At 69.1% G+C, this 20,652-nt stretch carries 21 protein-coding genes and 1 tRNA gene; 11 read left to right on the top strand and 11 right to left on the bottom strand.

Annotated features, from left to right (window positions below):
* The first annotated feature begins 14 nt into the window (after positions 1 to 14).
* The gene (locus tag KB221_00195; GenBank protein WIY69461.1) at positions 15 to 1,328 is read left to right on the top strand and encodes a sorbosone dehydrogenase family protein; all 1,314 of its coding nucleotides are present in this window, start codon (positions 15 to 17) and stop codon (positions 1,326 to 1,328) included.
* A 67-nt stretch (positions 1,329 to 1,395) separates the two neighbouring features.
* On the opposite strand, the gene KB221_00190 is transcribed toward KB221_00195, so the two are convergent.
* Both KB221_00190 and KB221_00185 read right to left on the bottom strand, forming a co-directional pair.
* Positions 1,396 to 1,968 carry a hypothetical protein gene (locus KB221_00190; protein ID WIY69460.1) on the bottom strand — a complete coding sequence of 191 codons (573 nt, stop codon included), beginning with the start codon at positions 1,966 to 1,968 and terminating at the stop codon, positions 1,396 to 1,398.
* Between the two features lie 136 nt (positions 1,969 to 2,104).
* Positions 2,105 to 2,563 (bottom strand): peptidase S1, encoded by a 459-nt coding sequence (locus KB221_00185; protein ID WIY69459.1) that lies wholly within the window; start codon positions 2,561 to 2,563, stop codon positions 2,105 to 2,107.
* Between the two features lie 261 nt (positions 2,564 to 2,824).
* Here KB221_00185 and KB221_00180 point away from each other — a divergent pair, with 261 nt between their 5' ends.
* From KB221_00180 to KB221_00155, 6 genes are all read left to right on the top strand, one after another.
* Positions 2,825 to 4,624 (top strand): long-chain-acyl-CoA synthetase, encoded by a 1,800-nt coding sequence (locus KB221_00180; GenBank protein WIY70950.1) that lies wholly within the window; start codon positions 2,825 to 2,827, stop codon positions 4,622 to 4,624.
* A gap of 80 nt (positions 4,625 to 4,704) precedes the next feature.
* Positions 4,705 to 5,574, top strand: a complete 870-nt coding sequence (gene motA / locus KB221_00175) for a flagellar motor stator protein MotA (protein WIY69458.1) — start codon at positions 4,705 to 4,707, stop codon at positions 5,572 to 5,574.
* Positions 5,575 to 5,843: 269 nt separating this feature from the next.
* A complete protein-coding gene (locus tag KB221_00170; GenBank protein ID WIY69457.1) occupies positions 5,844 to 6,089 on the top strand; it encodes a hypothetical protein in 246 nt (81 codons plus the stop codon).
* Between the two features lie 190 nt (positions 6,090 to 6,279).
* Positions 6,280 to 6,561, top strand: coding sequence for a hypothetical protein (locus tag KB221_00165; protein WIY69456.1), 282 nt, complete (start codon positions 6,280 to 6,282; stop codon positions 6,559 to 6,561).
* A 111-nt stretch (positions 6,562 to 6,672) separates the two neighbouring features.
* The gene (mnmD, locus tag KB221_00160; protein ID WIY69455.1) at positions 6,673 to 8,490 is read left to right on the top strand and encodes a tRNA (5-methylaminomethyl-2-thiouridine)(34)-methyltransferase MnmD; all 1,818 of its coding nucleotides are present in this window, start codon (positions 6,673 to 6,675) and stop codon (positions 8,488 to 8,490) included.
* A 28-nt stretch (positions 8,491 to 8,518) separates the two neighbouring features.
* Positions 8,519 to 8,929, top strand: coding sequence for a DUF6491 family protein (locus tag KB221_00155; protein ID WIY69454.1), 411 nt, complete (start codon positions 8,519 to 8,521; stop codon positions 8,927 to 8,929).
* 10 nt (positions 8,930 to 8,939) lie between these two features.
* On the opposite strand, the gene scpA is transcribed toward KB221_00155, so the two are convergent.
* Positions 8,940 to 11,081, bottom strand: coding sequence for a methylmalonyl-CoA mutase (gene scpA, locus KB221_00150; GenBank protein ID WIY69453.1), 2,142 nt, complete (start codon positions 11,079 to 11,081; stop codon positions 8,940 to 8,942).
* Complete coding sequence (locus KB221_00145; protein WIY69452.1) at positions 11,078 to 12,472, bottom strand: methylmalonyl-CoA mutase family protein; 1,395 nt, start codon at positions 12,470 to 12,472, stop codon at positions 11,078 to 11,080. The genes scpA and KB221_00145 overlap by 4 nt, the downstream gene beginning before the upstream one ends.
* Before the next feature lie 131 nt (positions 12,473 to 12,603).
* Here KB221_00145 and KB221_00140 point away from each other — a divergent pair, with 131 nt between their 5' ends.
* Positions 12,604 to 13,305: a glutathione S-transferase N-terminal domain-containing protein gene (locus KB221_00140; GenBank protein ID WIY69451.1), complete on the top strand. Its 702-nt coding sequence runs from the start codon at positions 12,604 to 12,606 to the stop codon at positions 13,303 to 13,305.
* A gap of 76 nt (positions 13,306 to 13,381) precedes the next feature.
* On the opposite strand, the gene KB221_00135 is transcribed toward KB221_00140, so the two are convergent.
* A tRNA-Val gene (locus tag KB221_00135) sits at positions 13,382 to 13,456 on the bottom strand.
* 158 nt (positions 13,457 to 13,614) lie between these two features.
* Positions 13,615 to 13,971: a response regulator gene (locus KB221_00130; GenBank protein ID WIY69450.1), complete on the bottom strand. Its 357-nt coding sequence runs from the start codon at positions 13,969 to 13,971 to the stop codon at positions 13,615 to 13,617.
* Positions 13,972 to 14,087: 116 nt separating this feature from the next.
* On the opposite strand from KB221_00130, the gene KB221_00125 reads away from it, so the two are divergent.
* Positions 14,088 to 14,954 (top strand): N-formylglutamate amidohydrolase, encoded by an 867-nt coding sequence (locus tag KB221_00125; protein WIY69449.1) that lies wholly within the window; start codon positions 14,088 to 14,090, stop codon positions 14,952 to 14,954.
* A 161-nt stretch (positions 14,955 to 15,115) separates the two neighbouring features.
* Here the strand turns inward: KB221_00125 and KB221_00120 are convergent, their stop codons facing one another.
* Positions 15,116 to 15,802 (bottom strand): DUF599 family protein, encoded by a 687-nt coding sequence (locus KB221_00120; protein ID WIY69448.1) that lies wholly within the window; start codon positions 15,800 to 15,802, stop codon positions 15,116 to 15,118.
* Positions 15,803 to 15,970: 168 nt separating this feature from the next.
* On the opposite strand from KB221_00120, the gene ppa reads away from it, so the two are divergent.
* Together ppa and cobT are read left to right on the top strand one after the other, a co-directional pair.
* Positions 15,971 to 16,537, top strand: a complete 567-nt coding sequence (ppa, locus tag KB221_00115; GenBank protein ID WIY69447.1) for an inorganic diphosphatase — start codon at positions 15,971 to 15,973, stop codon at positions 16,535 to 16,537.
* Between the two features lie 37 nt (positions 16,538 to 16,574).
* Complete coding sequence (gene cobT / locus KB221_00110; GenBank protein WIY69446.1) at positions 16,575 to 18,446, top strand: cobaltochelatase subunit CobT; 1,872 nt, start codon at positions 16,575 to 16,577, stop codon at positions 18,444 to 18,446.
* A gap of 19 nt (positions 18,447 to 18,465) precedes the next feature.
* Here the strand turns inward: cobT and KB221_00105 are convergent, their stop codons facing one another.
* The 4 genes from KB221_00105 to KB221_00090 all read right to left on the bottom strand — a co-directional run bounded on the left by KB221_00105 (position 18,466) and on the right by KB221_00090 (position 20,565).
* Complete coding sequence (locus tag KB221_00105) at positions 18,466 to 18,750, bottom strand: hypothetical protein (protein ID WIY69445.1); 285 nt, start codon at positions 18,748 to 18,750, stop codon at positions 18,466 to 18,468.
* Positions 18,751 to 18,817: 67 nt separating this feature from the next.
* Positions 18,818 to 19,426 (bottom strand): demethoxyubiquinone hydroxylase family protein, encoded by a 609-nt coding sequence (locus tag KB221_00100; GenBank protein WIY69444.1) that lies wholly within the window; start codon positions 19,424 to 19,426, stop codon positions 18,818 to 18,820.
* Positions 19,404 to 19,937, bottom strand: coding sequence for a disulfide bond formation protein B (locus tag KB221_00095; protein ID WIY69443.1), 534 nt, complete (start codon positions 19,935 to 19,937; stop codon positions 19,404 to 19,406). The genes KB221_00100 and KB221_00095 overlap by 23 nt, the downstream gene beginning before the upstream one ends.
* A 52-nt stretch (positions 19,938 to 19,989) precedes the next feature.
* Positions 19,990 to 20,565, bottom strand: a complete 576-nt coding sequence (locus KB221_00090; GenBank protein WIY69442.1) for a YqaA family protein — start codon at positions 20,563 to 20,565, stop codon at positions 19,990 to 19,992.
* Positions 20,566 to 20,652 lie beyond the last annotated feature (87 nt).

Below are 20,652 nucleotides of genomic sequence, written 5' to 3'. Positions count from 1 at the left end.
CCAAAGGCTACCCCATGATCCGTCCGACCTTGCTCGCGGCTTCCGCCCTTGTGCTTACGCTCGCAGCCTGTGGAGGCAATGAGGCGCTGGACCCGTCCGCGGGATTCGGACCTGACCCGACCTTGCCGCGGCCGCAGGGGGCGCTGTTCCCGCGGGTCAATATCGCCGAGGCGGTCGGCTGGCCCGAGGGCCGCACGCCGGTGGCGGCGCGCGGTTTCCGGGTTCAGGCCTTTGCATCGGGCCTCGACCATCCGCGCTGGCTTTATCGTCTGCCGAATGGCGACATCCTGGTCGCCGAGAGCAATGCCCCGCCCAAGCCCGAGGGCAAGTCGGGCGGGCTGCGCGGGTGGGTGCAGGGCCTCGTCATGAAGAAGGCCGGAGCGCGGGCACCCAGCGCCGACCGGATCACCCTGCTGCGTGACGCCGACGGCGACGGGGCGGCCGAGACCCGGACGGTGTTTCTCGAAAACCTGACCTCGCCCTTCGGCATGGCCCTGGTCGGGAACACCCTCTACGTCGCCAATGCCGACGCCGTGGTCGCCTTCCCCTACCAGGCCGGCCAGACCCGGATCACGGCGGCCGCGACCCGGCTGGCGGCCCTGCCGGCGGGGCGCAACCATCACTGGACCAAGAGTCTGGTCGCCAGCGCGGACGGAACCCGGCTGTATGTCGGGGTCGGCTCGAACTCCAACGTGGGGGAGAACGGCCTGGCCGAGGAGGAGGGCCGCGCCGCCATCCATGAGATCGATATCGCGACGGGAGCCGACCGCATCTTCGCCTCGGGCCTGCGCAATCCGGTCGGACTGGCGTGGCAGCCGGACAGCGGCAAACTCTGGGTCGCGGTCAATGAGCGCGATGAGCTCGGCAACGATCTGGTGCCTGACTACATGACGTCGGTGACGCCCGGCGGCTTCTACGGCTGGCCGTGGAGCTACTATGGCCAGACCGTCGACACGCGGGTCGAACCGGCCAATCCCGGGATGGTCGCGCGGGCCCTGCGGCCGGACTACGCCCTCGGTGCCCATACGGCGTCGCTGGGGCTGACGTTCGGCGAGGCCGGCCTGTTTCCCCTCCGCTATCGCGGCGGCGCCTTCGTGGGCCAGCACGGATCCTGGAACCGGACGCCGCGCAACGGCTACCGCGTCATCTTTGTGCCATTCACGGGCGGCGTTCCGGCGGGTCCGCCGGAAGACATCCTGACCGGCTTCCTCAACGAGGCGGACCAGGCGATGGGCCGGCCCGTCGGGGTGCAGTTCGACCGCACGGGAGCCCTGCTGGTGGCGGACGACGTCGGCAATGTGATCTGGCGCGTTTCGCCGGCGGCCTGACCCAAACAGACAAGGGCCCCGGCGGATCGCTCCGTCGGGGCCCTGTTTTCAGACTTGATAGGCGCGATCAGCCAACCGGTTCGACGATGATCACCGGAGGCGTCGGCGCGGGTGCCGGCGTCGCCGGGGCCGCGGTCACCGGGGCGGTGTTCAGGGTCGTGGTCGAAGGCGCGGCCGGGGCTGGCGTATAGGCCTGCGGTCCGGTGGCGACCGCCGGGGCCGGCGTTACCGCCCGGGGCGTGGCGGCCGGGGCGGCTTGACGGGGTGCCGGCGCGGGCGTGGCCCGGCGAAGCGGTGCGGCCTCCCGGACGACGGGCGCGGGCGTCGCGGCGGTGGTCAGCGGAGCCAAGGCGCTATCCGTCGGCGAGGCCGACAGAACCGGCGCGGTCAGGGCCGGTTCGGCCAGGGGCACGGTCGCCTCTTCCGGGCCCTGCATCAGCATCATGGCACCGAGGCCGCCGAGCGCCACGACGGCGACGGGGGTCAGGATCATCCAGGTCCTGATCTTGCCCTGGCCGCCGCGAGCCTTGCCGCGACGGGCATAGACGGGGACGAAGGGCGCGTCCTGGGTCACCTCGGCGTGCGGCGCTTCGAGGCGATCGTTCAGCGGTTGCGTTTGGTCGGGATAGGTCACGGACATTGTGGTTCCTCCAGAAAACTCATGGAAGAAACAGGTCTGTGAGATCGCGGTTCCGCGATTTCTGTTTGGCCTTGAAGAAACACCGTTGCCGCCACATTCGGGGCGGCAACGGTGCGGCTTTGAGCTCAATCAATACTTAGAAGTTGGTCAATTCCGAAATCGACAGCACGGCCGGCTGGGGGTCGCCGCTGGCATAGGTGCCGACCCAGATTTCATAGCGGCCGGACACGGAGCCCAGGGTGACCAGCGGGTTGTTGTCCTCGCCGGTGTCGTCGTCGCAGTACCATTCGCCGTTCGGGCCGTTGACCACCAGCGTCGTGTCAGCCTTGGACAGGACCGAGATCTTGATGTTCAGCGAGCCGTTGCCGTTCCACTGGAAGCGGAAGTCAGGCGAATTGGTGATGAAGCCGGCGCAGCCGCTTCCGGCGTTGGAGGCGCTGATGTCGCCCCCGGCGCGCAGGCTGACGAGGTGCGGATCGGGCTGGAAGCCCGGCGCCAGGGTGATGCTGCCGTAGTTGGGCTCGGCATTGTAATCCTGGGCCGCGACGGGCCCGGCCAGCGCGAGGGCGCAAACGGCGGTCAGAAGGTATTTCATCGTGTATTCCCCCGAGGATCATTCCGGCCCCACGCCGCCAATCCGCGTCTGGTGATTAAGACCCGCCGCACGCCGTTCTTCAAGCGGCTGTCAGACTTCGACAGGTTCACCCCGCGCCACCGCCGCATCGGCGCCACGCCGCGGCGTAAACCGGCGGTCTTTTGCCTCTATTCGCTTCTGTGATTCCCCTGCCGGTTGACCGCGACCGGCGGCTTGTCCATCACCAAGGCGCGGGCGGCTTTCCATGGAGTGATGAAGACGATGGGTCTGGTGGCGGACATCAAGCGCAACATGCGTTTCGCCAAGGGGCTGCGCCGTCTGCTCAAGCGCATCAAGCCGATCGAGCTGGATAGCGCCGATCTGGTCTGCGACGACTGGGAAGAGGCCGTTGACCGGTTCGGTGACCGGGTCGCGATTGTCGATGACCGGCGGACGGTGACCTATCGCGAGCTCGACGCCATGGCCAACCGGTTCGGCCACTGGGCCCAGAGCCGCCGGCTCAAGCGGGGCGACACCATCGCCCTGGTGATGCTGAACCGGGCCGAATACATCGCCGCCTGGATCGGCTTCTCCAAGATCGGCGTGGCCACCGCCCTGATCAACACCAATCTGACCGGCCACGCCCTGGCCCACTGCCTGTCCATCTCCAACGCGTCCCAGGTCGTGACGGACGAGGATTGCTGGAAACGTGTCGAGGACGCGCGGGACCTGTCCGGCCGCAACCTGATGCTCTGGGTGCTGGGCCTGCGCGACGAGGACGAGGCCGACGAGCGGCGCGGACTGGACAAGCCGGTGCGCAGCGGTTCGTCCGTGCGGCCCGCGCGGTCGGCGCGGCTTGGCCTGACCAACCGCGACACGGCGCTGTACATCTACACCTCGGGGACCACCGGCCTGCCCAAGGCAGCCAAGATCACCCACGCCCGGGCCCGGACCTATATGCGCGCCTTCGCCGGGGCGACGGCTGCCACCGAAAAGGACGTCACCTTCAACGTTCTGCCCCTCTATCACTCGACCGGCGGGCTGGTCGGGGTCGGGCCCGCCTTGCTGAACGGCGGCCAGCTGGTGCTGCGCAAGCGGTTCTCGGCGACGAATTTCTGGCCGGACGTGAAGGCCTCGGGCGCGACCCTGTTCGTCTATATCGGCGAGCTGTGCCGCTATCTGGTCAACTGCCCCGAAGCCGAGCACGAGAAGTCCCACACGCTGCGGCTGGCCTTCGGGAACGGCCTGCGGCCCGATGTCTGGACCGACTTCCAGAGACGGTTCGCGATTCCGAACATCCTCGAATTCTATGGTTCGACCGAGGGGAATGTCTCGGTGTTCAATTTCGACGGCAAGCCCGGTGCCATCGGGCGTGTGCCCGGCTTCCTCAAAAAGCAGATCAATTTCCGGCTGGTCCGGTTCGATATGGACACCGAGGAGCCTGTTCGGGGCGCGGACGGCCTGTGCCAGCTGGTGAAGGCCGGTGAGGTCGGCGAGGCGCTGGGCATGATCGGCGACGATATTCGTCATGCCTTCTCGGGCTATGCCGACCGGGCGGCCTCCGAGAAGAAGATCCTGCGCGACGTGTTCGTGCGCGGCGATCGCTGGTTCCGCACCGGCGACCTGATGAAGCAGGACAGCGAAGGCTACGTCTATTTCATCGACCGGATCGGCGACACCTACCGCTGGAAGGGTGAGAACGTTTCGACCGCCGAGGTCGAGCAACGGCTGGCCGACGCGCCCGGCGTGAAGGAAGTCATCGCCTATGGCGTTCCTGTGCCCGGCCATGAGGGCAAGGCCGGGATGGTGGCCCTCGTCGTAGAGGGCCGGTTCTCCGCCCGTCCATTCGCCGACTGGGTCGATCAGGAACTGCCGACCTACGCCCGGCCGGCATTTGTCCGCCTGATCAAGTCCGCCGACACCACCGGAACCTTCAAATACAAGAAGATCGATCTGGTGGCCGACGGCTTCGATCCCGACAAGGTCGACGGCCCGCTCTATGTCCGCGGCGGCAAGAACGGCTATGCGAAATTCAGCGAGGCGGCGCGGGCGGCCATCATGGATGGCGAAACACGGTTCTAGAGGTTGCCGGTTCGCAACCGCCCCTTAATCATTAACGGCGAAGGTCGGCGTCTCTCGCGCGCAGGATCGTTCGCCCTCCCATGTTCCAGATTATCGGCATTGTCCTGCTGTTCGGCATGGTGTTCGGCAGCTACGCCATCTCGGGCGGCAAGTTCGACGTCATCACCCATGCGGCACCGCATGAGCTGATGGCCATCGGCGGGGCCGGCATCGCCGCCTTCCTGATCTCGAACAGCGTCACCACGATGAAGGCCACCCTGGGCGGCCTGGGCAAGGCGTTCGGGGGGGTCAAATGGAAGAAGCAGGACTACAAGGACCTGCTGTCCCTGCTGTTCCAGCTGACCAAGACGATGAAGTCCAAGGGCGTCATCGCCCTGGAAAGCCATATCGAAAAGCCCGCCGAGAGCACGATCTTCCAGAAATATCCCAAGGTTCTGAAGGACCATTTCGCCACCGACTTCATCTGCGACACCCTGCGGATGATGACCATGAACCTCGAGGATCCCCACCAGATCGAGGACGTCATGGAAAAGCAGCTCGAGAAGCACCACCACGAGGCGCTCGAGCCGGCCCATGCCCTGCAGAATCTGGCTGACGCCCTGCCGGCGCTCGGCATCGTCGCCGCCGTTCTGGGTGTCATCAAGACCATGGGCTCGATCACCGAGCCGCCGGAGATCCTCGGCGGCATGATCGGCGGCGCCCTGGTCGGCACCTTCATGGGGGTGTTCATGGCCTATGGCCTGGTCGGCCCGATCGCGGCCCGGCTGAAGGGGATCGTCGACGAGGAAGCCGCCTACTACAAGATCATCCAGTCGGTGCTGGTCGCCCACCTGCACGGCAACGCCGCCCAGATCTCCGTCGAGATCGGCCGCGGAGACATTCCGTCGGCGGCCCAGCCGTCGTTCATCGAGATGGAAGAGTCCCTGTCGGCCGCCCCGACCGAAGCCTGATCACGACTGGCCGGCCTGTAACCTCTCGCCCTGCGTCATCGAAGCCGGTGCCGATTCGGCCCGGTGCCACCGCCGAAACGGTCGCCCTGGCGACCGCTCCGGCCCGGTCGGTGCCGCCTGGCGAGCCGGTTCACGCTGAATTCCGGCCTTGAGGTCACGCCGGTTCACGAATGCGTGAGAATTAGGCTTGGCTTTCGCTCACGTTCCCGTTATCTCCGGAACTGCGAGGAGTTCATGACCTCGTTTGACCCTTCTGAAGGAATAAAATTATGCGCATCACCGCTCTGGTCGCCGCTTCGGTCGCCGCTCTGGCCCTGGCCGCCTGCACCCCCGCCGCCGACAAGGCTGAAGAAGCTCCGGCCGCTGACGCCGCTGCCGAAGCCCCGGCCGCCGACGCCGCCATGGCCCCGGCTGCCGACGCCGCTGCTCCGGCTGCCGACGCCGCTGCCGCCCCGGCCGCCGACGCCGCTGCCGCTCCGGCTGCCGACGCCGCTGCCCCGGCCGCCGCTCACTAATACGAGCGACATCATTCGGGCCTTCGGGTCTGATGAAGGAAGGGCCGTCCCGGAAGGGGCGGCCCTTTTTCGTTGTCCTGTCCGCTGCGCGCCGCCGAACGTGGGCGCTATTTAACTTGCGGGGGCTCGCCGACGGTCGGTATCCAGTTTCCCGGGACGCCCCCGTCCACCAAATCCAAGGAGCCCTCCGATGCGCATCACAGCCCTGATCGTGGCAGCCTCCGCCGCGCTTGCCCTGACCGCCTGCCAGAAGGCCGAGGAAAAGGCCGACGGTGCCGCGACCGAAGCCGTCGAAGCCGCCGGCGTCGCCGACCCGGCCGCCGCCAACACCACCATCGACCAGGCCGCCGCTGACGCCCAGGCAGCTGCTGACGCCGCCGCCGCCGCTGAACTGGCCCCGGCCGCCGCTGACGCCGCCGCCCCGGCACCGGCCGCCGCGGCTCCCGCCGCACCGGCCGCCGCGGCCCACTAGGCCCGGAGATCCGGCGCGCTTGCCGCCGGACAAGCCCGAGAATGGAGGGTCGCCCCCCGGGGGCGGCCCTTTTTCGTTGCGCGACGGCCCGGGCGGTATAGGCCGTGGCGAATGACTGAAGACCGTGCCCCCCGCCTGATCTGGACCGACGACGGCTCGCCGCGTTCGGGACGGTTCGGCGATGTCTATTTCTCGCAGCAGGACGGGCTCGCCGAGAGCCGGGCGGTCTTTCTCGCCGGCTGCGGTCTGCCCGGGGCCTGGCAGGGACGGTCCCGTTTCTGCGTCGCCGAACTGGGGTTCGGCACCGGTCTGAATATCGCCGCCCTGCTGGATCTCTGGCGCCGCGAGGGGCCGGCTGACGGCCGGTTGAGCCTGTTCTCGGTCGAGGGCTTTCCGTTGAGTCGCGAAGAGGCGATGCGGGCGCTGGAGGCCTGGCCGGACCTGGCGGAGGCGACACAGGCGCTGCTGGATGTCTGGCCGGAGCCGACGCCGGGATTTCATCGTCTCGACCTGCCCGGGTTCAATGCGACGCTCGATCTTGCGGTCGGCGACGTCGGCTGGGCCCTGTCGCAGTGGTCCGGACAGGCGGACGCCTGGTTCCTCGACGGCTTCGCGCCCTCGACCAATCCCGGGATGTGGTCGGACGCGGTCATGGACGGCATCGCCGCCCGCTCCGCGCCGGGCGCGCGGGTTGCGACCTTCACTGTAGCCGGGGCTGTGCGGCGGGGGCTGGCGGAGCGAAACTTCGCCGTGGAGAAGCGGCCGGGTCACGGGCGCAAGCGCGAACGTCTGGAAGCGCGGCTGCCAGGCTCCCCTGTCGCACCAGCGCAGACGCCTTCCGTGGCAGTGGTCGGCGCCGGGATCGCGGGGGCGGCGCTGGCGCGCGCCTTTGCGGCGCTGGGCGTGCGATCGACGGTCGTCGAGGCGGCGCACGCCGGCGCGGGCGGCTCCGGCTTTCCGGCCGCCCTTGTGACGCCCCGGTTCGACGCCGGAGACGCGGAGATCGCGGGTCTTCACGCCCAGGCCCTGACCCGGGCGGCGGCCCTCTACGCTGCCATACCCGACGCCGTGATCGAGACGGGCGTGCTTCAGCTCGAACAGACGCCGCGTGATGCTGGACGGTTCGCCAAGGTCGCGGCCCAGCCCTTCTGGAACGAGGGCGCGATGGAGGTTCGGGACGCCGGGCGCTGTGCCGTGGAACCGGGCGAGCCCGTCGGCTGCGGCGGACTGTGGATGCGTGACGCCATGGCGATCCGGCCGCGCGCCGTGCTCGACGTCTGGCTGGCGGAGGCGGTCCGGGTCGCGGCGCGGGTGGCGCATATCGAACCGGCGGACGCCGGCTGGCGTTTGCTGGACGAGGCCGGCGGTCTGATTGTCGAGGCCGACATCGTCGTGGTCGCGGGTGGCTGGGGAACGGCGGGACTGGTCCCCGATCTGGCGCTGTCGCCGGTCCGGGGGCAGGCGGACTGGATAGAGGGCGTCGAGGCCCGGCCCGTCGCCTGGGGCGGCTATGCCGTGCCGACAGGCTCCGGCCTGCTGTTCGGCGCGATCCATGATCGGGGCGAGACCGATGGTGGACCCTCGGAAGAGGCCGGGGCCCGCAATCTGGCGACGGTCGCGGCCCGGCTACCGCAGCTGGCCGCGCGGATCGCGGCGGCGGGGGAAGCCTCGGCCCGGACGGCCGTCCGGGCCACGATGCCGGACCGGCTGCCCCTGGCCGGTGCCGTGCCGGGGCGCGCAGACCTGTTCGTGCTCGGCGGACTGGGTTCGCGCGGCTTCTGCGTCGCGCCGCTCCTGGCGGAACACGTCGCGGCTTTGGCCCTCGGGGCACCGTCGCCGCTGCCGGCGGACCTGGCGGCGCGGGTCGATCCGTTACGAAACGCTACCGTCAGGCCCCTTGTGCAACCGATCAGCAAGGCGGACGGTTGAGGTTCCGGTTCCACGAGGAGACTCCCCCATGCGCACCCTCGCCTTTGCCGCTCTCGGCGCCCTGACCTTTCTGGCCTCCTGCGCGCCCGTCGAGGGCGCCGGCATGGCGGGCGACCCGCCGGCCCGTGCCCGTCAGTGTTTCAGCGTCCGCCAGGTCAATAATTTCGAACAGGGCCGCCCCGATCAGGTCTTCCTGCGGGTCGGCCGCAGCGACGTGTATGAGCTCAACGCCGCCGGCGGATGCCCGGACATGGACTTCGCCATCCAGATGGCCCTGATCCCCGACGGCGGCATGGTCGGCTCGCGCCTGTGCACCGACGACTGGGCCCGGATCGTGGTGCCGGGGTCCACGTCCCAGACCTCGGTCTGCCGCGTCAGGGTCAGCCGCAAGCTGACCGCCGAAGAGATCGAGGCCCTGCCGGCGAACCACAGGCCCTGATCTTCCCGGCTCAGGTTTTCTGGGCGTAGCCGAGGCGCTGGTTCAGCTTGTCGATCAGATCGATCGCCGTGTCGGCGATGACCGAGCCGGGCGGATAGACGGCGGCGGCGCCCATGTCGATGAGGGTCTGGACGTCCGAGGGCGGGATCACGCCGCCGACCACGATCATGATGTCCGGACGGCCGAGCTTCTCCAGCTCGGCCTTCAGTTCGGGCACCAGCGTCAGGTGGCCCGCCGCCAGGGATGAAGCACCGACGGCGTGGACATTGCCGGCCACGGCGTCGCGGGCGGCCTCGGCCGGGGTCTGGAACAGCGAACCGGCGGTGGCCTCGAGGCCGAGGTCGCCATAGGCGGTGGCGATGACCTTCTGGCCGCGGTCGTGGCCGTCCTGGCCGAGCTTGGCGATCAGGATCCGTGGCGGGCCGCCGTCATTGTCGACGAAGGCGGCGACCACGTCGCGGGCGCGGGCGATCTTCGGGTCGTTTCCGGCCTCGCGGGCATAGACGCCGCGGGCGGTCTTCACCGTCGCCACATGCCGGCCGAAGGCGGCTTCCAGCGCATCAGAGATCTCGCCGACGGTGGCAAAGGCGCGCGCCGCCTGGACCGATAGTTCCAGCAGATTGGCGTTCCCGCGCGCGCCCTCGGTCAGGGCGTCGAGGGCGGCCTGGGTCTTCGCCTCGTCGCGTTCGGCGCGCAGCCGTTTCAGCTTGTCGATCTGGGCCGTCAGCACGGCAGCGTTGTCGACCTTCAGCATCGGAATGTCGTCGACCGCGTCGGACAGGTAGCGGTTCACCCCGACGACGGTCTGCTGGCCGGTGTCGATCCGGGCCTGGGTGCGGGCCGAGGCTTCCTCGATCCGCATCTTGGGCACGCCGGCCTCGATGGCCTTCGCCATACCGCCCAGGGCCTCGACCTCGGCCATCAGGACGCGGGCCTTGTTCGCCAGTTCGTGGGTCAGGCGTTCGACATAGTAGCTGCCGCCCCAGGGATCGATGACCTTCGTCAGGCCGGTCTCCATCTGCAGCAGCAGCTGGGTATTGCGCGCGATCCGGGCCGAGAAATCGGTCGGCAGGGCCAGGGCTTCGTCCAGCGCATTGGTGTGTAGGCTCTGGGTCTGGCCGCCGGCCGCGGCCATGGCCTCGACCATGGTGCGGGGCACATTGTTGAACACATCCTGCGCCGCCAGCGACCAGCCGGAGGTCTGGCAGTGGGCGCGCAGGGAGAGGGAGCGGGGGTCCTTGGCGCCGAATTTCGAGACGGCTTCGGCCCACAACAGACGGCCGGCGCGCAGCTTGGCCACCTCCATGAAATAGTTCATTCCGATGGCCCAGAAGAAGCTGAGGCGCGGCGCGAACCGGTCGACGTCCATGCCTGCCGCGACGCCCGCCTTCAGATATTCGACCCCGTCCGCGAGGGTGTAGGCCAGCTCCAGATCGGCCGAGGCTCCGGCCTCCTGCATGTGGTAGCCGCTGATTGAGATGGAGTTGAATTTCGGCGTGTGCTCCGCGGTCCAGGCGAAGATGTCCGACACGATCCGCATCGAGGGCTCGGGCGGATAGATGTAGGTGTTGCGGACCATGAACTCCTTGAGGATGTCGTTCTGGATGGTCCCGGTCAGGGCTGCATGCGGCACGCCCTGCTCCTCGGCCGCCACGACATAGAGGGCCAGGATCGGCAGGACGGCACCGTTCATGGTCATCGACACCGACATCTGGTCGAGCGGGATGCCGTCGAACAGGGTCCGCATGTCGTAGATGCTGTCGATGGCCACGCCGGCCATGCCGACGTCGCCCTTCACCCGCGGGTGGTCGGAATCGTAGCCGCGGTGAGTGGCCAGATCGAAGGCGATCGACAGCCCCTTCTGACCGGCGGCGAGGTTTCGGCGATAGAAGGCGTTGGAGGCCTCGGCGGTCGAGAAGCCGGCGTACTGGCGGATGGTCCAGGGGTTGCCGGCGTACATGGTCGGATAGGGGCCCCGGACATAGGGGGCGATGCCGGGCAGGCCGTGGATGAAGTCGAGTCCCTGAACCGCGTCCGTGCCATAGGCGGTCTGGACGGTCAGGCCTTCGGGCGTGTTCCAGACGTCGCGGGCCGGGCCCGCGCCGGTGGGGCCGAAGTCGAGGGCGACCTTGGTGAAGTCGGGCGCGCTCATCGGGCCGCCTCCCAGGCTTGCGTCTCGAAGGGGGCGGCGAACCGGATCGGGGTCAGCGGATCGCAGGCATCGCCACCGGTTTGCGCCGGATGGGCGGGCTCGGCCTCAAACGGCGCGGCGCGGGGATCCGGGTCGACGAATTTCGTCACCCCGACCAGGTGTGAAGCACCGCTGGCCAGAGCCGCCTCGCGCTCGGCACGGGCGGCGGCGACGCGATCCTGGATGTCGCCGGTGCGCAGGGCGACGACGAGGCCGCCTTCGCCCTCGATGCGCTGGAACTCGGCCCAGCCGGCCTCGGCCAGATCGCGGGTGCGGGCGTCGAGGAACCAGGAGCCGGCCGCCGGATCGTCGACGCGACCGAGGTGGGCTTCTTCCATCAGCACCGCCTGCGTATTGCGCGCCTGTCGCCGCGCGAAGGCGTCGGAGCGGCCGTTGGCGCGTGACAGGCCGTCCAGCACCACGGCATCGGCCCCGCCGACCGCGCCGGCATAGCCCGCCGCTGTCAGCCGCAGCAGATTGGGCCAGGGATCGCGCGCCGCCAGCATCCGCCGCGAGGAGCGGGCCTCGATCAGGGCGGGCGTCTCGAAACCGAAGGCCCGGCCCAGGGTGCGCCACATCAGGCGCAGAGCCCGGACCTTGGCGAGGCCGTCGAAATATTCCTGGTCCAGCGAGACCCCCAGCACGGTCCCCTTCAGCGCCGCCTCGGCCGTCATCCCCGCCGCGACCGCCGCCTTGACCAGCGCCACCGCATTGGCCGCCGCGAAGCCCAGCTCCTGGGCGATCGAACCGCCCGCCTCGTGCACGACCCGGCCGCTCGCCATGAAGAAGGACGCCTCGGGATAGGCCCCCGCATGGCGCGCCGCCGTATTCGCCGCCAGCATCAGATGCTCGTCGATCGCGCGCGGCGCGGTGCCGGCTTCGGCGAACGCCGAGAGCGGATCCATGTGGAACATCAGCCGGGCGCGCGGCGAGCCCTTGGCCGCCACCGCCAGCGCATTGGCCGCATCCGGCCCGTCCAGCCCGGCGTCGAGCCCGACCGGTGCCAGTTCCAGCGCCACGCCGTCCAGGGCGCGGGCCAGCGGTTCGGAATCCGCGAGCACCGCGCCCCTGACCAGTACCGAGGCCGCCCCGCCCTCGAGGTCAGCCAGGACGGCGGCGTTGACGGCGGCCGGGTCGTCGCCCTCGACCAGGGTGCGCACATCCCAGGCCCGACCCTCGGCGTCGGACGGACGCGGCGCGGAGACCGGCTGGCCGCCGGTCGCCGCCGCATACAGCGGCCGGATCGCGAGGCCGTCGGCGTCGAGGTGAACCAGGCTTTCGAGCGGCCGATCCTTGAGCGCCTTTTGGGCCAGGACGCGCCAGTCTGCGGGGGACGGGATCGGGAATGTCATGCGTCTCCATTGCCCGCCCCAAGGCCTCGGGTCCAGTCAGGACGGAACCAGGGGACGGATACGCCACCAGTGCGGTTGCGGATGGGCCCGGCCCGCCTACATTCATGCCGAACGCAACCGGAGCCCTCCCGATGGCCGACCTTTCTGCCTTTCCCATCACGCACCGCTGGCCCGCGCAGCATCCCGACCGGTTGCAGCTCTATTCGCTGAACACGCCCAACGGGGTGAAGGTCTCGATCATGCTGGAGGAGACCGGCCTGCCCTATGAGGGGCATTTCATCGACATCGGGAAGAATGAAACCTGGACGCCGGAATTCCTGTCGCTGAACCCGAACGGCAAGATCCCCGCCATCCTCGATCCCGACGGGCCGGGCGGCAAGTCGCTGGCCTTGTTCGAATCCGGCGCCATCCTGGTCTATCTGGCCGAGAAGACGGGCCAGCTGATCCCGACGGATCCCGCCGCCCGCTACGAGACCCTGCAGTGGGTGATGTTCCAGATGGCCGCAGTCGGCCCGATGTTCGGCCAGCTCGGCTTCTTCCATAAGTTCGCGGGCAGGGCGTTCGAGGACAAGCGCCCGCTGGAACGCTATGTCGCGGAATCGAAACGGCTCCTGGGTGTGCTGGAAAACCGGCTGGAAGGCCGCGACTGGATCATGGGCGACTATTCGATCGCCGATGTCGCGACCCTGGGCTGGGTGCGCAACCTGATCGGCTTCTACGAGGCCCGCGATCTGGTCGGGTTCGACAGCCTGAAAAACGTCCCGGCCTGGCTGGAGCGTGGGCTGGCGCGGCCGGCGGTCCAGCGTGGACTGGAGCTGCCTGCGCGCGGGTAGCCAAGGCGGGGCGACGGCGGGCGCAGCCGCGCGAACCCGCGAGGACGGGATACTGATCCAGACTGAAGGGAAGGAATGGTGGACGCGACAGGGATTGAACCTGTGACCCCCTCGATGTCAACGAGGTGCTCTCCCGCTGAGCTACGCATCCGCCAAGACGGTTCCGAGGAAGCCCCGGAACGGGAAGGAGCGGTCTATAACCCCTAGGGGCCGCCGACCGCAAGGGCGAAACCGGGGCAAGTCTGTGTCAAATCACGCCCTGTGCTCAAACCGTGAGCGACTGCGTCCCGAGCATCAGCGCCAAAATATTCAGGCGGCGACCATCCGCTCAACCTCGCCGACGAGGTCGCGCAGGTGGACAGGCTTGGCCAGAACCTTGGCCTGGGGGCTGGCCTGGGCGGCCGACAGGGCCACGGCGGCGAAGCCGGTGATGAACATGATGCGGATGCCGGGCTGGCGGGCGGCGGCGACGCGCGCCACCTCGATGCCGTCGGCACCGGGCATGACGATGTCGGTGAGAAGCAGGTCCCACGGGCCCTGATCGAGGGCGTCGATGGCGTCGTCGCCATTCTCGCAATCGACCACGGAATGGCCCGCACGCTCGAGCGCCCGGGTCAGGAAGCCGCGAAGCGAGTGATCGTCTTCCGCCAGTAGAATGCGCGCCATGTCGTTGTCCGCCCCGGTCGTCTTTCCGAAACGCTACGCCGCGACTGGTAAACTGGCCATGAAAATCAGAGGGCCCTCGCCAGCGCTCGCTTGTGGATGGTTGGCCGAAACAGGTTATGGCTGCCGGCATGGATCAGGACGGTGCCGGGGCTGGGAGTAGCGATGACGACGTCTTCGTCGTTCTGCGGCCTCAAACGCCCGGTCGCTTCGTCTTCGCCTCGCCCCATTCAGGCACGGTCTATCCTCCTGGCATGGGCGCGGACCGGGCCCTGCCGGAAGCCAGTCTGCGCAGCGCCGAGGACGCCCTCGTCGACCGGCTGATCGCGCCGGGCGTCGATCTGGGCGCCACGGTGGTTCTGGCGCAGCTCGGCCGGGCCTGGGTCGATCTGAACCGCGGTCCGGCCGATCTCGACCCCCAGCTGATCGAGGGGGCCGCCGACGGGTCGGTTTCGGCGCGGACGGCGGCGGGATACGGCGTGATTCCGCGGCTGACCGGGGACGGGCGGGCCCTCTACGACCGTCGCCTGACGCTGGAAGAGGCGAGGGACCGGATTGCGGCGACCCACGCGCCCTATCACGCGGCTCTGGCGGCACAGATGCAGGCCGCGCGTGCGCGGCACGGCGAGGCCGTGCTGGTGGACTGGCATTCGATGCCGGCGCGGGCGACGCAGGGCGCGGGCGGCGCACGAGGGCCGGACGTGGTGCTCGGCGACCGGCATGGCTCCTCCTGTTCGGCGGCGCTGACCCGGCGGCTGCGGCGGGCGTTCGAGGCGCTGGGCTGGCGGGTCGCCTTGAACCAGCCCTATGCAGGCGGCTGGACCACCCAGAGCTGGGGCCGACCGTCGGAGGGGTTTCACGCCATCCAGGTCGAGCTGAACCGGGCGCTGTATTTCGACGAAGCCGCCCGGATGCCGGGGCCCGGCTGGTCGCGGACCGAAAAGGGCGTGGCCCGCGCCATCGCCGCCCTGCTGGACGGGACATAAAAAAAGCCGCGCCCGAGGGCGCGGCATGAAGTCTATAGGGAGGAAACGCCCAGAAGGGCACGACGCCCGGAGGCGTCGAAGATCAAGCTAGGTTGCAGCGCACAAATCGTCAAGCGGCTATCTCGCAACTGCGTTCACGCAGTGTAACCGCTTTCAGCCTGTCAGACGCGCTCCAGGAGCCGGCGGGCGTTGCGGATGGCGCGGGCGGCCGGCGACCCGGCCTGGCGCCAGACCATCAGGCAGAATGCGGCCGTCACGCCGATCGACAGCCACAGCGGCCCGAACAGCCAGGCCGCTGCCGCCAAGGCAAAATAATAGCCCCGCACGCCCTGGCTGAAGGCACTGAGGGCGGGATTCAACAGATTGGCCGCCGCGTCGCCCAAGGCCACCCGATCCGCCTCTGTATGCACTTCGGGCGCGGCCCCGATCAGGGCGAGGGCATAGTTCAACTGTCTGATCGACCAGATGAAATCCAGCAGGCCGCGGGCCAGGCAGACCAGCACCAGCGCCAGCTTGGCCTCCAGCAACTTCATCGGCACGTCCTCGGCACCGACCGAGGCGAACCCCTGCATGGCCTGTTCCCCGCCGAACAGCACGCTGGCCACGGCCGCGATCAGCAGCAGATTGGTCGAGGCGAAGAAACCGCCGGAATTGATGGTGTGGCCCATCAGATTGCTGTCGACGAGCCGGGTTTCCCGATGGGTCATGGCCGTCATCCAGACGCGGCGAATGACCAGCATGTCGTCGTTGAGCGTGCCGCTGCGCCGCGCCAGCAGGGCCAGAAGCGGGCCATAGCCGAGCCAGCACAGGATGAAGAGGGCCAGGGCCAGCCAGTCGAACAGGGTCATCGCCGTCTCCTCTTCACCGGTACACCGTGACGCGCCGGGTGCGCGCGCTCAAGCAGCGAGCGACCGCGTCGCAAGCGATAGCGCAAACCATCCTGCCTTGCTTCGGGCGCCGTGCGAGCCTATCACGCCCGCCACTTCGTATCGCACTGCACAATAATCGAGCGCGCCATGAATATCGATGCCATTCCCGTCGGCCCCAATCCGCCCTGGGACGTCAATGTCATCATCGAGATCCCGCAGGGCGGCCTGCCGGTGAAATACGAAATGGACAAGGCGTCGGGTGCCCTGTTCGTCGACCGCTTCCTGCACACGGCCATGTACTATCCGGGCAACTACGGCTTCATTCCGCACACCCTGTCGGACGACGGCGACCCCTGCGACGTGATCGTGCTGAACCCGACCCCGGTCGTGCCCGGCTGCATCATCCGCTCGCGCCCGATCGGTGTGCTGAAGATGGAAGACGAGGCGGGCGGCGACGAAAAGATCCTCGCCGTGCCGGTCGACAAGCTGAACCCCTACTATACTGACATCGCCAGCTACCGGCAGCTGCCGACCATCATGGTCGAGCAGATCGAGCATTTCTTCACCCGCTACAAGGATCTGGAGAAGAACAAGTCGGTCACGGTGAAGGGCTGGGGCGACGCCGGCGAAGCCGCCGAACTGATCGCCACCGGCATGCGCGCACATCAGGAAAAGCTGAAGGCCGCCGCCTCCAAAGCCGCCAACGCGGCCTGAGCCTTTCGCGACCGATAGCGACCGGCTAGGGAAACCCATGGCCGCCGCCGAGACTCCTGCAGACGTTTTCAAACGCGCCCTCGCCCATGCGGCGCGGGCGCTGGCGGAGCAGTCCGAGCTTGAGGTCGTGTTCGGCTCCGACGGGCCGAAACTGTCCAACGGCGTCCTGACCCTGCCGCATCCGCCGCGCGATCCCGGCAGTCCGGAGAGTGCGACCCTGCGTGGTCAGGCCGACCGGCTGGCGCTGCGTCTGGCCAATCACGACGAGACCCTGCATGCCCGCCTTCGCCCCATCGACAGCCGCGCCGCCGAGGTGTTCGAGGCTGTGGAGCAGGCGCGGGTCGAGGCCGTCGGCTCGCAGTCGCTGGCCGGGGTACGGGCCAATATGGGCGCGGCCCTGCTGACGCGGCTGGAGAAGATGGGCGCCCTGCGCGCGACCGAGGCGGAGCGCGTGCCGGTCGCCGAGGCCGTGGCCCTGCTGGTGCGCGAGCGGCTGACCGGACAGCGCGCGCCGGACGGGGCCGCCGCCATGCTGGACCTCGTCCGCACGGCGATGGAGGACAAGGCCGGGGCCAAACTCAACGCCCTCGCCGAGGCCGCCGATGACCAGGCGATGTTCGCCGACCGGCTGAAGGACGTGTTGCGCGCGCTGGACCTCGATCCAGGCGACGGCCGCGGCGACGACGCCTCGGACGAACAGGGCGAGGACGAGGCCGATCCCCAGTCGCCCGATGCGGCTGATGATCAGGACGAGGAAGACGACGCCGGCGGCGGCGAAGGCCAGACCATGGACGGCTCGGCCGACGACGAGAGCCAGGGCGACGAGCGCGAAGCCCGGCCGGACGGCTCGGCAGGCGATCCCGACGGCGAGGCGTCGGACGAAGGCCCTGACGTCAACGAAGGCGCCTTGCCCAACCGCCAGCAGACCGCCGACGACGGCCGGACCATCGACGCCTACCACGTCTTCACCACCGCCTATGACGAGGTCGTGGACGCCGCCGACCTGTGCGATCCCAACGAGCTGGAGCGGCTGCGCGCCCTGCTGGACCAGCAGCTGACGGCGCTGTCGTCGGTGGTGTCGCGGCTGGCCAACAAGCTGCAGCGCCGGCTCATGGCGCAGCAGAACCGCAGCTGGCATTTCGATCTGGAGGAGGGGGTGCTGGACACCGCCCGCCTGACCCGGGTCATCACCGACCCGACCAGTCCGCTGAGCTTCAAGGCCGAGAGCGAGAGCCCGTTCCGCGACACGGTGGTGACCCTGCTGCTGGACAACTCCGGCTCGATGCGCGGGCGGCCGATCATGGTCGCTGCGGTCTGCGCCGACATCCTGGCACGGACGCTGGAGCGGTGCGGGGTCAAGGTCGAGATCCTCGGCTTCACCACCCGGGCCTGGAAGGGCGGGCAGGCGCGCGAGGCCTGGATCAGCGCCGGAAAGCCGGCCAATCCGGGTCGGCTGAACGACCTGCGGCACATCATCTACAAGGCGGCGGACTCGCCCTGGCGGCGGGCCAAGAAGAGCCTCGGCCTGATGATGCGCGAGGGCCTGCTCAAGGAGAACATCGACGGCGAGGCCCTGACCTGGGCGCATGAGCGCCTGCTGGGCCGGACCGAGGCGCGGCGCATCCTGATGGTCATTTCCGACGGCTCTCCGGTCGATGACTCGACCCAGTCGGCCAATGCCGCCCTCTACCTGGACAAGCACCTCAGGCAGGTGATCGCCGGGATCGAGGAGCGTTCACCGGTCGAGCTGATCGCCATCGGCATCGGCCACGACGTGACGCGCTGGTACCGCCGGGCGGTCACCATCGTCGATGTGGAGCAACTGGCCGGGGTGATGACCGAGAAGCTGGCCGAGCTGTTCGAAGGCGAACCCAAGGCGGCGCCCGGGCGGAGACGAAAGGCCGCCTAGGGCGGAGTTCCTTCCGGAGTCAGCCCGAAGGCGGGACCCGCGCGCCCTGCATCTGGCGCAGCATCTCGCGGCTGGCGGCGCGATCTTCATCAGTCTGGACCGCGCTGCGGCAGACGCGGCGGCCGAAGCGCGAGCCGGTGACCGCCTCGGTCCGGCAGACCTGGGCGGTCTCTGCAGCCGGTCGGGCGGCACCGGATGCGGGGGCGGCCGCGACCGTGGGTCCCGTCGCGGGCTGGGCCGGCGCAGCGGCGGGGGCCTGCTGGAGCAAGGCGACGGAAGCGATCAGAACAGCGGGAAACAACACCGGGAACTCCTGGGGGCTTTGGCCGCATAATGCCGGACGGGGCTGAAGTCGCAACCCCGGCGCGAGATCAGACGCGCTCGCTGATCCGGATGGCGGCCCGGCAGCCTGCCTTGATCACCGCACTGAGCAGGTCGTAGCCCGGGGCCTCCCGGCTGCCGTGGGCGACGGCGTGGTCGTGGTGGGCCAGTTCCTCATCGCGGAAGGCCGACAGTTCGGCGGCCAGGGCCGGGTCGCGGTCTTTCAGCTCGGCGATCTGGTCGGCGTAATGTTCCTCGATCACGCTCTCGACCGCCTCGGTGCAGGCGTGGGCGGCCTTCTCGCCCATCAGGGCCGTACCGGTGCCCAGGGCGAGGGCGGCCAGTCGCCAGACCGGGGTCATCACCGTGGGACGCACCCGCTCGGCGTTCAGCAGGGCGTCGAAGCGGGCGAGGTGGACGGCCTCCTGGGCCTGCATCTCGCCCATGTCAGAGGCGACGGCCTCGTGGCCGGCGCGACCCTCGAAGACGGCGCGCTGGGCGCGGTAGATGTGGACCGCGGCGTACTCACCGGCGTGATCGACGCGCAGGATTTCCGCCCTGCGGCGCTGGCTGGCGCCGCGGCCGGGCCGGGGCAGCGGAATACGGCGGTTGTCCGCCGTGTCCGTTTCCGGGGCCTCAGTTGCGAGGGGCTCTGGCATCCTTGGGCCTCTTGGCGGCGAGAAGGCTGAACACGGCCAAGGCGGCCGAGATCAGGGCGTTCCACCCTGCCATGGACAGGCCGAGGAAGCGCCACGTCACCGCGTCGCACATGACGACCTTCTCGACCGGGCCGGTGCCCAGGGCGAGGGCCGCGAGGCTTTCGAGGTTGATGTCGCCGCCGCCGGAACAGGTCGCGGGCAGGTCCCACCATTTCATCTCGCCGCCCATGTGGAAGACGGCGGTGATCGTGCCGGTGGCGAAGACGACGGCCAGCAGGAAGGCGGCGATGCGCGGCGTGCCGCGGCTGCCCCGGCTGATCACGTGCCAGAGCGTGGCGACCAGGGCGATGGCGACGGCACCCCAGTAGACCTCGCGCTGCTTGAGGCAGAGGTTGCAGGGCGCGAGGCCGCCGAAGCGCTCGAACGCATGCGCTGCGCCCAGCAGGGCCAGCGAGGCCGCCAGGGCAAAGGCGGTCCACCACCGCGTCAGGAGTCGATACAGGCCTACCATCGGACGACGTTCATAGCGGGGCCGGAGCGCCGCGTCGATGAGGCTCGCCCGATCAGAGCAGCTTCACCGCGGCAAAGGCGGCGACGAGCACCACGATACCGATGATGCTCCACATCGCCAGCCGCTTCTCGACCATTTCCAGCATGGCCGGACCCCAGCGCTTGAGCACGAAGGCCTCGGCGAAGAAGCGGCCGCCGCGGGTCACGGCGCAGAGGGCCACGAAGAGCGGGAAGTTGAACTGGAAGATGCCCGAGGCGATGGTGATCAGCTTGAACGGGATCGGCGTCAGACCCTTGATCAGGATCACCCAGGCCCCGTGCTGCTGGAACAGGGCCTTGGACGCCTCGAAGGTGTCGGCCTTGCCCAGCCAGGCCAGGATCATCATCCCGACGTCGGTCAGGAAATAGCCGATGGCGTAGCCCAGCATGGCACCCAGGACCGAGGCGACCGTGCAGACCCCGGCGTAGAAATAGGCGCGGTCCGGCCGCGCCAGGATCATCGGCCCGAGCATGACGTCGGGCGGGATGGGGAAGAAGGAGCTTTCGGTGAAGGACACCACGGCCAGAGCGGGCGTGGCGTGTTTGCTGCGGGCGAGGGCGAAGACCCAGTCGTAGAGCTTGCGAAGCATGGATGTCCCGGAAAGGCCGAACGTCGCGTCTAGCAGGCCGGAGCGGCGCGCGCACCCGCAGAAACCCTCCGTGAGTCGCGGTCGCGG

It is taken from the genome of Aquidulcibacter paucihalophilus, from assembly GCA_030285985.1.
In the GTDB taxonomy this organism is placed as follows: Bacteria; Pseudomonadota; Alphaproteobacteria; order Caulobacterales; family Caulobacteraceae; genus Brevundimonas.
The sequence above is the reverse complement of the archived record's forward strand: the minus strand, read 5'-3'. Positions and strand labels throughout refer to the sequence as shown.

Excerpts from the sequence above, each read along its gene's own strand:
- KB221_00195 (WIY69461.1), top strand. The coding sequence starts at position 15 with ATGATCCGTCCGACCTTGCTCGCGGCTTCCGCCCTTGTGCTTACGCTC.
- KB221_00190 (WIY69460.1), bottom strand. The coding sequence starts at position 1,968 with ATGTCCGTGACCTATCCCGACCAAACGCAACCGCTGAACGATCGCCTC.
- KB221_00185 (WIY69459.1), bottom strand. The coding sequence starts at position 2,563 with ATGAAATACCTTCTGACCGCCGTTTGCGCCCTCGCGCTGGCCGGGCCC.
- KB221_00180 (WIY70950.1), top strand. The coding sequence starts at position 2,825 with ATGGGTCTGGTGGCGGACATCAAGCGCAACATGCGTTTCGCCAAGGGG.
- motA (WIY69458.1), top strand. The coding sequence starts at position 4,705 with ATGTTCCAGATTATCGGCATTGTCCTGCTGTTCGGCATGGTGTTCGGC.
- KB221_00170 (WIY69457.1), top strand. The coding sequence starts at position 5,844 with ATGCGCATCACCGCTCTGGTCGCCGCTTCGGTCGCCGCTCTGGCCCTG.
- KB221_00165 (WIY69456.1), top strand. The coding sequence starts at position 6,280 with ATGCGCATCACAGCCCTGATCGTGGCAGCCTCCGCCGCGCTTGCCCTG.
- mnmD (WIY69455.1), top strand. The coding sequence starts at position 6,673 with ATGACTGAAGACCGTGCCCCCCGCCTGATCTGGACCGACGACGGCTCG.
- KB221_00155 (WIY69454.1), top strand. The coding sequence starts at position 8,519 with ATGCGCACCCTCGCCTTTGCCGCTCTCGGCGCCCTGACCTTTCTGGCC.
- scpA (WIY69453.1), bottom strand. The coding sequence starts at position 11,081 with ATGAGCGCGCCCGACTTCACCAAGGTCGCCCTCGACTTCGGCCCCACC.
- KB221_00145 (WIY69452.1), bottom strand. The coding sequence starts at position 12,472 with ATGACATTCCCGATCCCGTCCCCCGCAGACTGGCGCGTCCTGGCCCAA.
- KB221_00140 (WIY69451.1), top strand. The coding sequence starts at position 12,604 with ATGGCCGACCTTTCTGCCTTTCCCATCACGCACCGCTGGCCCGCGCAG.
- KB221_00130 (WIY69450.1), bottom strand. The coding sequence starts at position 13,971 with ATGGCGCGCATTCTACTGGCGGAAGACGATCACTCGCTTCGCGGCTTC.
- KB221_00125 (WIY69449.1), top strand. The coding sequence starts at position 14,088 with ATGGCTGCCGGCATGGATCAGGACGGTGCCGGGGCTGGGAGTAGCGAT.
- KB221_00120 (WIY69448.1), bottom strand. The coding sequence starts at position 15,802 with ATGACCCTGTTCGACTGGCTGGCCCTGGCCCTCTTCATCCTGTGCTGG.
- ppa (WIY69447.1), top strand. The coding sequence starts at position 15,971 with ATGAATATCGATGCCATTCCCGTCGGCCCCAATCCGCCCTGGGACGTC.
- cobT (WIY69446.1), top strand. The coding sequence starts at position 16,575 with ATGGCCGCCGCCGAGACTCCTGCAGACGTTTTCAAACGCGCCCTCGCC.
- KB221_00100 (WIY69444.1), bottom strand. The coding sequence starts at position 19,426 with ATGCCAGAGCCCCTCGCAACTGAGGCCCCGGAAACGGACACGGCGGAC.
- KB221_00095 (WIY69443.1), bottom strand. The coding sequence starts at position 19,937 with ATGGTAGGCCTGTATCGACTCCTGACGCGGTGGTGGACCGCCTTTGCC.
- KB221_00090 (WIY69442.1), bottom strand. The coding sequence starts at position 20,565 with ATGCTTCGCAAGCTCTACGACTGGGTCTTCGCCCTCGCCCGCAGCAAA.